Annotated in this window: 9 protein-coding genes and 2 pseudogenes; 1 reads left to right on the top strand and 10 read right to left on the bottom strand. The window is 37.5% G+C overall.

Annotated features, from left to right (window positions below; translation table 11 throughout):
* Window positions 1-526: 526 nt before the first annotated feature.
* Entirely contained in the window at window positions 527-997 is a 471-nt protein-coding gene (locus AC3ISB_RS15520) for an Lrp/AsnC family transcriptional regulator (RefSeq protein WP_098369458.1), read from the bottom strand.
* A gap of 253 nt (window positions 998-1,250) precedes the next feature.
* Here AC3ISB_RS15520 and AC3ISB_RS15525 point away from each other — a divergent pair, with 253 nt between their 5' ends.
* A complete protein-coding gene (locus AC3ISB_RS15525; protein ID WP_489273681.1) occupies window positions 1,251-2,165 on the top strand; it encodes a DMT family transporter in 915 nt (304 codons plus the stop codon).
* Window positions 2,166-2,344: 179 nt separating this feature from the next.
* Here the strand turns inward: AC3ISB_RS15525 and AC3ISB_RS15530 are convergent.
* From AC3ISB_RS15530 to AC3ISB_RS15570, 9 genes and pseudogenes are all read right to left on the bottom strand, one after another.
* A pseudogene (locus AC3ISB_RS15530) lies at window positions 2,345-2,625 on the bottom strand (DNA alkylation repair protein); the annotation flags it as partial.
* A gap of 203 nt (window positions 2,626-2,828) precedes the next feature.
* On the bottom strand, window positions 2,829-4,391 hold the full coding sequence (gene sdaAA, locus AC3ISB_RS15535) for an L-serine ammonia-lyase, iron-sulfur-dependent, subunit alpha (protein WP_489273682.1): 1,563 nt from the start codon (window positions 4,389-4,391) through the stop codon (window positions 2,829-2,831).
* Window positions 4,392-4,458: 67 nt separating this feature from the next.
* Window positions 4,459-5,638: pseudogene (locus tag AC3ISB_RS15540) on the bottom strand (M20 family metallopeptidase).
* Between the two features lie 15 nt (window positions 5,639-5,653).
* Window positions 5,654-6,886, bottom strand: coding sequence for an MFS transporter (locus tag AC3ISB_RS15545; RefSeq protein WP_489273683.1), 1,233 nt, complete (start codon window positions 6,884-6,886; stop codon window positions 5,654-5,656).
* A gap of 162 nt (window positions 6,887-7,048) precedes the next feature.
* Entirely contained in the window at window positions 7,049-8,101 is a 1,053-nt protein-coding gene (locus tag AC3ISB_RS15550; RefSeq protein ID WP_489273684.1) for a GH39 family glycosyl hydrolase, read from the bottom strand.
* Between the two features lie 171 nt (window positions 8,102-8,272).
* Window positions 8,273-9,367: a helix-turn-helix transcriptional regulator gene (locus tag AC3ISB_RS15555; protein WP_489273685.1), complete on the bottom strand. Its 1,095-nt coding sequence runs from the start codon at window positions 9,365-9,367 to the stop codon at window positions 8,273-8,275.
* Between the two features lie 215 nt (window positions 9,368-9,582).
* Entirely contained in the window at window positions 9,583-10,143 is a 561-nt protein-coding gene (locus tag AC3ISB_RS15560) for an HPP family protein (RefSeq protein ID WP_141993690.1), read from the bottom strand.
* A gap of 180 nt (window positions 10,144-10,323) precedes the next feature.
* The gene (locus tag AC3ISB_RS15565; protein WP_144552163.1) at window positions 10,324-10,860 is read right to left on the bottom strand and encodes a GNAT family N-acetyltransferase; all 537 of its coding nucleotides are present in this window, start codon (window positions 10,858-10,860) and stop codon (window positions 10,324-10,326) included.
* Window positions 10,861-11,090: 230 nt separating this feature from the next.
* The gene (locus tag AC3ISB_RS15570) at window positions 11,091-12,077 is read right to left on the bottom strand and encodes an NAD(P)-dependent alcohol dehydrogenase (protein WP_489273686.1); all 987 of its coding nucleotides are present in this window, start codon (window positions 12,075-12,077) and stop codon (window positions 11,091-11,093) included.
* Window positions 12,078-12,108 lie beyond the last annotated feature (31 nt).

Consider the following 12,108-nt stretch of genomic DNA (forward strand, 5'->3'; position numbering starts at 1 on the left):
CTAGTTGAGCATATAATGATTTTATAAGATTAAGGGCAAAAGGAGAATTTACATTTTCAAGAAAAATATATGGTGCATCAAGTAGGAATTGTAAATTTCAAATTTTCTATAGCAATGATTTTATCGGGGTATTTCTAGTGATGTTGATATGTAATTATTGAAAGACAGAGTCGTTCCTTATTATCCAATCTATAATCCTCCTTAACAAAATCAAAAGACGTTCAAAATTTTGAGCGAACATTATAGTTCAACTTAAAAATGGATTTATATCTACTCAAATAACTTGATAATGAATAAATAGCCTATGTTCTTTTTTAGCAAAGGCTATTTTTTTTGACAAGTTTTTTTATCCAACCCCTTTTTTCTCATGGCCTGAAGTTGCGGTCCTTCATTTTGATCCATGCTGCGGATTTGTATGTTTCCAAATTTAAGGACTTCATTTTTTTATTCCTTCTTCTACTTTTCTCTCTCTCGTTCTATCAAAAAACGTTCGTAAAAGTGTACTTTTACGAACGGGACTTTTTTTCTATATGGGTAAAACTGTTGAATATTTAATTTCTCTGAGAGCTAGGCTAGTTTGAATTCTTGTTATGCCTAGTTTATTTAGCTTTCTAATAAATATTTCTAATTCCTTCCGATCTTTGTTAGCCACTTTTAAAAGATAATCATACTCACCTGTTAAACAATGGCACTCTAATACTTCTGACATAGAAGCTAATGCCTTCTCCAAAACTTCCAGTTTTTCAGCTTGATGTATATTCGTACTCATAAAAATAAAACATAATAAATCAAAACCTAGCTTCTCCTGGTTTAAAATTGCTACTTGCCCATTAATAAATCCTTCATTTTCCAAACGTTTTATCCTTGAATGTATAGCTGGTGGAGATAACTTGACACGCTTTGCAAGCTCAGTATTGCTTAATTGTGCATCCTTTTGTAGTAAATCTAAAATTTGAATATCAACATTATCTAGAACCTTGCTTACGATAGATTCCACTTATAGTCACTCCTTTTACAATTGTTCCAAAAACAGTATCATCCCAATAGCAAAACTTAATTTAATTCTGTATATCAGTAATATTTTTTATTATTATTTTAAGTTTCTTCTATTATACAAAATAATATATAAAGTAACGACCTATAATGTTAAAATTAGCAGTAATTAATTATGAAAATTGAAATGTCATTGTGCACAATGGCTTCGATCTTTTTTCACTTAAACTGTGAAAGCTGAAAAGGAGCAAAAAGATATGCAGTATTATTATTTTTCGTTATTACTTTTAACAAGTTTATTATGGGGCGGGAACTTTGTCGTAGGAAAATCGCTTGTCGGTCATGCTTCTCCGATGACTTTGACGAGTTTAAGGTGGATCATTGCTATTAGTTGTCTTTTGCCAATTGTATGGTTGAAAGAAAGAAAGATATTTCCCCCTCGAACTGCAATCCTTCCTTTATTTTTGATGGGAATTACTGGTGTGGTTCTATTTAATCTTTTACAATTTGCAGCATTAGAGAAAACATCCGCCACTAATGTTGGATTAATATCAACATTAAACATGATTTCAATTGCTGTTTTTTCATTTTTCTTTTTAAAAGAAAGAATTAATATTCTACAAATGTTTTCTATGTTTTTTTCGCTTATTGGCGTAATACTTGTACTTTCAAAAGGAAATATTGATCTATTTCTTTCATTGCGATTTAATACAGGTGATTTATATATGATGGCTGCTGTATGTGTTTGGGGAATATATTCCGTTTGTAGCAAATGGGCCATGATAACAACTACACCCATGATGTCTACATTATATTCTGGTATATTTGGACTTATAGTCCTTCTTCCGTTTAATTTTTCTAATTTTACAGTGTCTAATATAAATACTTCTTTCATCCAATCTATTTTATATACAGGCGTTATCTCAACTGTAGCATGTATGGTACTTTGGAACATTGGTGTACAAAAATTAGGTACAACAACATCAGGTATTTTCTTGAATTTTAATCCTATTTTCACTGCAATTTTAGCCTTTCTATTATCAGGTGAAAAAATGACGTTGGTACAAGGAATTGGTAGTGGTATTGTGATTATAGGCTGTTATTTGTTCTCACATTTTAAAGCGAAAGTGATTTTTAAAAAGAATTCTAGACAATCGCAGATTCAAGCATGATTTTTTTCAAAGTCTATAAACGTAATATCTCTCGTGATTAATTTTCTATATATACATTAAAGCCTGATCCAAGGTGGATACAGGCTCGTTTGTTCAAAAACTTTCCGGATAAAATATGTAAGATGTCAAAATTGGCACTTTTTTCGTTTAAAACCAAGCCTTCCTTTATCGACTTCTTTTTAAATACTTTCGTAAGCATTTAGAAAACTGCTTTTTTTCTTGTCCCGTTTGACTTCAACTGTTCCTATTGCCTTTGCAGTCTCGACTGCCTTTTCATGGAGTGGCAAATATGAAATCCCCACGGTGTATAGAAAATTATTCATAGCGGATTTCGTTCGTTCAGGAGAATCGTGAATCGTATTTTCTCAATATCAAGCATATTGGAAATCTTGCTTTCTGAAAATTCAACATCTAGCCGATTCCCTAAAAGCTAGCTGTAGCAACTCCAGCCCGCTGACAATCATACTTTCACCCAGGCTACTAACACAACTGATGAACATAATGGATAAACCAGCATATAAAATAAACAACCATCCTTAAGATTATATACAAAAAGCATTCGGAACGAATTAATTCCGAATGCCTTTTTGAATTTAATCGCATACCATGCTTTTTGCATCAGCGAAAATACGGTCGCGAGATTAATGGATAGTTTTTAGGAAACTACTTAGTTTGAACTAAGACAATTTCGTCAATAATCGGAATCTCTCTTTTTAATAAAGATAAGAGAGTTTCTTCAATTGTATTGTCGATTTCACAAACCGTTATTGCTTCACCATTGATTTTGGAACGTTCATTGGCCATTCGGGCTATATTGAACCCTTTTTGATAAAGAATATCCGATAATTCGGCAATAACCCCTTTTTGGTCGGAATGACGGATCACAAGTGTTGGCCGTTCTCCTGAAAATTTTAATGGATACTCATCGAATTCCTGAACCTCCACTTTACCACCGCCTAAAGAGCTGGCCAAAACCTTTACAGTACGTGTGACGCCTGTCAATTCTACGAGGACTGTATTCGGATGATAGCTTCCAAGAACCCTTTTCGTGAATTCATATTGTAAGCGATTTTCTTCAGCAATTTGTTGGGCATTTGGAATACCATCATCCATTGTAGATAACCCAAGAACACCGGCTAATAGAGCCAGGTCTGTTCCATGGCCTTGATAGGTTTCGGCGAAAGATCCCATCAGCGAGAACTTTACATATAATGGATTTTCATTTAATAGCTGGCGGGCAATATTCCCGATTCGGACAGCCCCGGCTGTATGAGAACTCGAAGGGCCAACCATTACCGGACCGATGATCTCATACGCACTTTGGTATTTTGCCGGCCCACCGCCACTAGTTTTTCCGCTTAGAATCTGCTTCTTTAATTTTTGCCCGGTCGGAGTTCCGGCGAGACCTCCTATCCCGGTTTCTCTCAACGATTCGGGCATTTGCTGTCCGACTTCATGCATCACATGAATCACTTCATCCGGTGGGATGATACTGGCTATTCCAGCTAAAGCCATATCTGCAGCAGCTTGTGCGGTAATTGCATGTAAACCGTTGCGGATGATGCACGGGATTTCCACCAGCCCAGCAACCGGATCACATACCAACCCTAGTGAATTTTTCAAAGCAATTCCTACGGCATTTCCAACCTGCATTGGTGTTCCACCTGCAAGCTCTACTAGGGTGCCGGCAGCCATTGCGGTTGCTGAACCGATTTCAGCTTGGCACCCGCCGGCTGCCCCTGATATCGAAGCTTTATTTGCAACAACTAAACCAAGGGCAGAGGCAGTGAATATTGACTGTACAATCTGCTTTCTGGTAAATTTCCCGCTGGCAAGGGCGTGAACAAGGACAGCTGGCAAGATTCCCGCTGACCCAGCTGTTGGCGTCGCCACAATTCGCCCCATAGCAGCATTTACTTCCGATACCGCGAGCGCATTTGCTGCAGCATTCAATGTTTTGGGATTGACAAAGGAATTCCCGTTTCGGGCATACTGATAAAGACGGTTTCCATCCCCTCCCGTCAAACCAGTACGCGACATGACTGGACTCATTGTACCTCTGCGGACAGCCTCCTCCATTACAGTAAATTGTTCCGACATTATTTCTGTAATCGTCTCCCTGGAACAACCTTTCTGTTGTACTTCTGTTTTGATCATCAATTCCGAAATGGTTGTTTTCTCCAGCTCTGCTAGTTCAATTAACTCTTTCAAATTGGTAAAAGACATGTGATCACTCCTTAAGGATACGGTTCCCACGCCGTAAGCATAAGAACCGTATCCTTCTTCCCTTTGTTTACTTCTGTCCAAAATATTCTATAACTACAGCTGCCATTGCTTTTGCTGCGATGATAAGGCTGTCCTCATTAATGACAAACTTAGGATGATGGTGAGGATAAACTGGACCATCATCCCGCTTTGCTCCAACATAAAACATACTGCCAGGAATCTTTTGCAAATAGTAAGCAAAATCCTCTGACCCAGACATTGGCGGTGTTTCCACTAACGCTTTGATTTCAGGAATTCCGGCCTTTTTAATCCCATTTACAACCAGTTCTGTCATGGCATTATCATTCACTAAAACAGGGTAATCATGTGAGTATATTAAGTCATAGGTAATGTCAAATTCTTGAGCAAGCCCCGCTAAAATTCGCTTGAATTCAGTTTCCACTGTAGCACGAACTTCACTGGACATGGTTCTAACATCTCCCTCAAGTTCCACGCTGTCCTTTATAACATTAAATGATCCCTTTCCATCAAACGAGCCAATCGTTACTGTCGCCATATCAAAGGGATTGATTCGACGGCTGACAATCGTCTGGGCTGCTACAACAAAATGGCTTGCTGCGACAATACTGTCATTGCTTGTATGCGGCATCGAACCATGTCCGCCTTTTCCTTGGATTTTCACTTTGAAATACGAGCGTCCGGCCTGCATTTCTCCAGCACGATAAGAGACTTCCCCGGTCACCGATGGGGACATAAGGTGAATGCCGAAAATACTATCCACACCTTCTAAGCATCCATCTTCAATCATTGCAATTGCTCCACCAGGAGGCGTTTCTTCCGCAGGCTGATGCAAGATAACAACGTTTCCCCTTAATTGGTCTTTTATTTCAATTAATGCTTCGGCTAGGATCATTAAATAGGCAGTATGTCCATCATGACCGCATGCATGCATAACACCTGGATTACTCGATTTAAATGGGACATCTGCCTCTTCCATAATTGGCAGTCCATCAAAATCAGCACGCAGGGCAACCGTTTTACCTGCGAGTCCGCCTTCGATTGTCACAACCACTCCATATCCGCCAACATTTGTCCGTATTATTACATTTTTATCTTTATAAAAATCAGCAATGTATTGAGCCGTTTTTTCTTCTTTAAAAGATAATTCAGGATGTTGATGGAGATATCTACGTTTCTATCATTCTTTCTTTTTTCTCTTCAAGTTTTTGCATTAGTTGATCTAACATCATATTCCCCTCCTATTATTTTTCTGCTTTAACGGTAAGTATTACTAGACCGCATATTACAACGGCTATTGCCAAGGTGATGAATACGATAGAAAACGATCCACCGGCCATAGAAATTAAAGCACCGAATGCCATTGGAGCAATAAAGCCACCAAGCGTTCCACCCGTATTGATGATCCCAATGGATGACCCAATTACTTTCTCAGGTAAAATCTTGTGCGGCCAAGAGAAAATCCCCACAAAGATCGTAGTTAATAAAAATGTAAGCACATATAAGAAAGCAATGGAAAGGGCCAATGAATTTGAAAATACTAAACCAAGAAACAACAAGGATGAAACTACTGAACAGCACATTAGCAGTAACTTTTCCTTACCAGCAAAATATTTTGTCAATAATACACCTGCAAATATGGAAGCTAGCGTTCCCCCAATAGCGTTCACTGCCAGGATTATCCCAACCGTACTAATGGATAGTGTAAATTTTGTCTTTAAGAAGGTTGGCAGCCATGACATATTTCCATAAAAAGCTACATTCGCAAGCAGCATAGCAACGAATAAAATAATTACATTTCGATTAGAAATCACTGATTTAAAACTAACTTGTTTCTTTTCAGTTTTCGTTTTGGCAGTTGGATGGCTATTAGGTACCAAAAAGGCAACCAAAAGTAACGAGATCGCAAACATTGTCCCCAGTGCATAGTAGGCATAATACCAATCCAAGTCAATCAGCCGTGCCCCAATCACAAATGCCAAAATTCCGCCAATTCCACTCGTTGACAAAATGAGCGATTGAACAAAAGTTCGTCTTTTTTTCGGGAAATTTTCGGCGATTCCTTTTGAACAGCTTGGAGGATAGCCTGCATGGCCAATACCAGCCAAGAAACGAATCAAAATAAACATCAATAAGCTTCCAGCAAAGCCAAATGCGAATGAAAATGTAATAAGCGAAAGCGAAAGCATTAGTACCTTTTTATATCCAATCTTATCTGCGAGCCATCCACCAGGTATCTGCATTAAAGAATAACCCAGGAAAAATAAACTCATTATCAAACCAGTTTGACTTGTTGTTAGATGGAATTGTTCTGCAATTGGGATAATTGCAGTCGAAATCATGTTTTTGTCCATGTAAATCATGGAATAACCAGCCATTAAAGCTGTAGTCAACAAAACTCCACCGGTATTTTTTTCCTTTGATACCGAAAGTTTTGCTTCGCTTTGCTTCTTAATCGTTCCTTGAGAAACAGACATAAAAGGCTACCTCCGAAATAATATTTATGTAATCGCTTTCTTGTCTTCATTATAATTATTTTAAGTATTGAAAACATTCCAATCATTGTCGAAAACTTACCCCTTCATTTGCCCTTTTTCATTACTTGGCTTTACCGGACAACAAAAAAAGACCATCAAGTTTTAACCTAATGGCTTAATTTCAAAGAGATGTATGGCATTTAACGTCAAAGTGGATTGTAAAAATAGATCCGAGTCAATGTTTTCCTCATAGATTTGCAAATCTGGATAAGCTCGCTGCTTGAGATACGTAATGATCTCTTGGTCATAGATATACTGCTGATTGAGATTGAGCCAATTAAAGTAAAATGCACCGTTATTTCTATCGAGAATGTGTTTGCGAATTTGATAAATGCCAGAAGGCAGCCCTGAAATCATGATTTTCTTTTCCTTGGTTAAGGAGCGCAAAAAGAAACCTTCGACAGAATAAGTGGGATTAACATAGGAATTGTTATAAATATCCAATTGATACCCTTGTTTCCCCTTCGTCAGTACAAAGTCCTCACCTTCGGCTAAAATCTCTAGTCCTATTTTCGCGATTAATTGCATGTTAAAAAACGCCGGACGTTTTATTTGATAATAATAAAGCAGGGCAATTCCATTCATTGCAATATTTTCATTATCCATATTACTTTTTTCTAATGAATGGGTATCAATCCAAAATCCCAAACTGGAAATCTCTTTTATAACATCAAGCATGTCTTTAAAAATGAGAGCTGATCGAAAAAAAGTTCCACTTAAATTTACTGTATTACCGTAGAGTGTATTCCAGTTTGTCAGGTAAATTGGTGTGCCAGCCAAGCCAGCTGACAATAGCTTTGCTTTTAATTCGATACACGATTTCTTTATATAATCTTTTACTCCCTTAAAGGAACTGTTATCCATATCGGTAAAGTCAACTTGTTCATTTGGATTGCAGCTAAAGCAAACCAGGTCAATTTGATCCATTTGCTTTAAAAATTCAGTAATAGGGACTGATAATCCTTTTTCTAAGGAAAAAGGCACTTGAACTCCGACCTTTGCGGTGGAAGCCCTCTTTTTCACAGTATGAAAGTATTGTTGATAAAAAGTCCGGGCAGTTTGATCCCACTCCGAGAAAACCAATTCAAATTGCCATTTCCCGACAAAGGCATCGCCAAAATAACTGACAGCGTGCTGTAAAAATTCATCTAACATCTTTATATAATCCGGGCAGCTTACGACTTCCTTTTCAATCTCCACACTAATGAATGGAATTAAACCCAGCCTTTGAAACTCGTTAAATAAAGCATCAATCTTATAATACGGCCCACCTATTTGCAAAAGCGGATCGATTGTCGTAAATGTTTTGGAAAATAGGTTCGTGAATTAGGCATATTCAAAATGGAGCTGCTCCTGAATAAGCTTTAATTCTGCTTGGACCTCTTCATTTAAGGCATATTCCAGCTGTCCAATCACCAATAATCGCTTGGCTTTATCCCTCACAAGAACAGGCTCTTGCGGCAGGTTGATATGTACCGCCGAAACTCCCGATTCTTTCACCTTAACACTTTGGTCCTTTTGCGAAATATACTTGCTCAATTCAATTAAAAAGTGCGGCGAATTCACCAAGGTATATTGTTCGCTTATATTATTCACTTCCTGGAAAGGTTCTTTTTTGTGAAGACCTCGATATTCGGCAGGTGTTTGATTGTACATTTCCTTAAAAGCCTTGTTAAAAGCTTTCACATTTGGAAAACCATTATTTAACGAGACTTTCATAATATTATGATCGGTATATAACAGCTCATGAACAGCTGATTTCAAACGGATTTGTTTTACATATTGTGAAAAACTCACACCAACAGCCTGTTTGAAATAACGGGACAAATAGTATAGGGATAAATATTGCCGTTTGGCAATCTCTTCAAATGACATCTGTTTGCGATAATTTTTTTCAATAAAAGTAAGGATATCCCTAATTCTTTCATCCTTCATTTCATTAAATCGATTCTGCCCGAGATGTGTTGTTTTGAAATTCCGGATAAGGAGTGTAACTAACTTGAAAATCTGGCTGTTGATTTCGAGTTCACTTCCGTCCTGCTCTTGGTAATGTGCGATCAAAATTTCAGCCAAGAGTTGACGGATTTGGTCAAAAAGAAGATATAACCCGCTATCCTCTTTAGATGAACGGCAGTCGAAATAACACACATGAATATCCGGATAATGCTGCTCGATGGAATGAAGGGGAATTTGCAGCAATAGAACTACATTGTCTTCATGCCCCTTTACGGTATGGACATCATTAGCATTTATAAGCATAAGATCATTTTCCGCCAAGTGATAGGAATCTTGATTGACCATAACCTCAATTTCTCCCCGGATAACGAAAAGAATTTCAATTCCTGAATGGATATGCTGCGAGTGATGGCGAATATTTTGCAAACTGATTAGGTAAGAATCTTCTATTACTGGTTCAGACATGAACATTCACCTTTTTTACTGGGATTTTACCACTGCCCATCATGCTTTAGCAAATCAATATCAAACGCTATTTTTCATGTAATATGATGGTAAGTAAGGTTTTTAATTCTATTAGTAAGAAAAGCCATAGCTCCCCGCCTATTGAAGTAAAGTAGCAGTACAATAAGCGGGGAGCTATAAAACAGTCATATATATAAGTATATGAAATAGGTTTTTCATAACCAGTGTTTTGGATACTGTCTTGTTTGAAATAAATTATTATAAATCATCGATATAAAAACTAATAATAAGGTACCTATTACAATCGGAATCAGGAATCCCCAACCAACTTGAGAATTGATCGAAACAAGGGCACTAGCCGCTGCGGGAGGGTGAACGGTTTTTGTAAAAGTCATAATAATTAATACAATAGCCAGTACCAGACCGATAATGAATAGACTTTTACCGAAAATGCTCCAAATGATAAGGGCTGTTGTTGTAGAGATTATATGTCCTCCAATAACATTACGGGGTTGTGACAAGAGACTTTTATGCGCACCAAAAACAATAACACAGCTCGCCCCAAGAGGAGCTAGTGCCATAGGATATCCTAAATAAACAGCTATAAAACTAATAATGATAATAGCAATGAGTCCACCTATAGCTGAAACAAAGGAATCCATATAATCAATTCTGTGTTTTTCTCTAGCTTCGCCCTTCATTTTCTTTAAATATGCTGTTAAACCAGTGTTTTGTTGATTACTCCAACTTTTTTCAAGACTTTTTTCGAATTCCATAATTTATGTTTTCCTCACGTTTTCTAAGTAAGTCGACAAGTCGACAGGGTTTTTATATATTGATATCTTACAGGAAAACCATGAATTTTTAAATATATATCTGAATTTCCATTTTTGTTTTCTATAAAACAGTTAACAATCTCCCCTTAGTCTGTGAAGCTTTCATTATAGTTTGTTATTTTAGTGAGGATTTGCCGTTATTAAAGAGTATAGATTAGTATCAAATGAAACATCATTCTGGTACATATAATTTCTCAATATCCCTTCTTTTTTGAAACCTAAATTTGTCAACAACTTATTGGATGCTTTATTTTCAATAAAAACAATTGCTCCAATACGAGTTAGGTCAAGCTCTTTAAAACCATAAGAAATCACCTTACTGACAGCTTCTGTTGCATAACCGTTACCCCATTCATTTGGGAAAAGTGCATAGCTCAGTTCTGCTCTCTTATGTTCATGAAACCATTCTTGTAATCCAATTGTCCCAATGATGCCATCCTTCCCTTTCAATTCAATTCCCCATTTAATACCGCGTTTTTCATCGAAATCCTTTGAAAAATTCCTAATGATTTGCTTCACCTGATCTGTATTTGTTAATGGAGTTTGCCCATAATATCGTAATACCTCTGGATTGGAAAAGCATTTTAATATATTTAATGCATCACCCTCCACCAATTCTCTCAAGATTAACCGTTCTGTTTCTAATATAGGAAACATTTTTCCACTCCCTTTGCTTAAAATTAGATTCATCTTAAAAAATCTTGGCCTATTTCTTTCAGAGACTCACCTCAATAAATTTATGGCGCAACCCCCGTACGTATTACCCTGACTACTGATATATCAGACTTCCATTTTAAAAAAGGTCAACCAGTATAAACCGGTTAACCTTATAATTAGAACACACCCTTTAGCTTTTTAAGAGCTTGTTTATTATCTTGTATCATTTATTAGGATTTGCTGTTATGTTCGATGGTTATCACGACATTCCCCTTCTTGTGTCCTTTCTCTACATATGTATGGGCTTGAACTATTTCTTCAAACGCATAATATCTGTCAATGACCACTTTTAACTTCCCCGCTTCAACAAGTTCATTGAGGAAGTTTAGAGCTTCGGGGGTTTCAGGAGAATTTTGACTCAATATCAGCTTTTTGCTGGTTGTCAATTTAGTCCATAGCATTCGAACACCGGGTACCGGTACGGTGACATTTAGATAGGTTCCGTCCTTTTTCAGCGATTTCATACAAGCTGAAAACGGACTCTTGTTTACCGCTTCAAAGATAACATCATAAGTCTCACCATCTCTGGAAAAATCCTCTGAAGTGTAATCGATGACCTTATCGGCTCCAAGAGATTTTACCAATTCTACATTCGCGGTACTGCAAACCCCTGTAACTTTTGCTCCGAAATACTTGGCAATTTGTACTGCATAACTTCCGACACTTCCTGAAGCCCCATAGACAAGAACCTTTTGACCTCTCTGAATGTTAGCTTTTCTAAGATAAAACAATGCTGTACGTGCCCCAATTGGAATGGCTGCGGCTTCCTCAAAAGATAAATTAATAGGTTTAATGGTAACTGGCCCGTCTTCAGGCAAGCACTTATACTCGGCATAAGTACCATAACCGACTTGGGAAGCTGCAAAAACCTGGTCACCTGCTTTAAACAACTTGACATCTTCTCCTACTGACTCAACTTCCCCAGATAACTCCAAACCCAATATGGATTTCTTTGGACGCCTTAACCCCATTATTATCCGAGCAGGCAGCCAAACAGAGAGGGGAACTGTAAAGCTCCGTGACCGAATATCCCCCATTGTTACCGTTGTCGCTTTCACTTTTACCAGTATTTCATTCTCCTTAGGAGCAGGTTTTTCTACCTCTTTCAGTTGAAGAACGTCGGGGGGACCGTACTTGGTGTACACAATTGCTTTCATTTATCCACCTCCAATTCGTTATTTTCACTTA

It is taken from the genome of Peribacillus sp. GL_122 (assembly GCF_057835005.1).

Excerpts from the sequence above, each read along its gene's own strand:
- AC3ISB_RS15550 (WP_489273684.1), bottom strand. The coding sequence starts at position 8,101 with ATGTTAGATGAATTTTTACAGCACGCTGTCAGTTATTTTGGCGATGCC.
- AC3ISB_RS15545 (WP_489273683.1), bottom strand. The coding sequence starts at position 6,886 with ATGTCTGTTTCTCAAGGAACGATTAAGAAGCAAAGCGAAGCAAAACTT.
- sdaAA (WP_489273682.1), bottom strand. The coding sequence starts at position 4,391 with ATGTCTTTTACCAATTTGAAAGAGTTAATTGAACTAGCAGAGCTGGAG.
- AC3ISB_RS15525 (WP_489273681.1), top strand. The coding sequence starts at position 1,251 with ATGCAGTATTATTATTTTTCGTTATTACTTTTAACAAGTTTATTATGG.
- AC3ISB_RS15555 (WP_489273685.1), bottom strand. The coding sequence starts at position 9,367 with ATGTCTGAACCAGTAATAGAAGATTCTTACCTAATCAGTTTGCAAAAT.
- AC3ISB_RS15570 (WP_489273686.1), bottom strand. The coding sequence starts at position 12,077 with ATGAAAGCAATTGTGTACACCAAGTACGGTCCCCCCGACGTTCTTCAA.
- AC3ISB_RS15560 (WP_141993690.1), bottom strand. The coding sequence starts at position 10,143 with ATGGAATTCGAAAAAAGTCTTGAAAAAAGTTGGAGTAATCAACAAAAC.
- AC3ISB_RS15565 (WP_144552163.1), bottom strand. The coding sequence starts at position 10,860 with ATGTTTCCTATATTAGAAACAGAACGGTTAATCTTGAGAGAATTGGTG.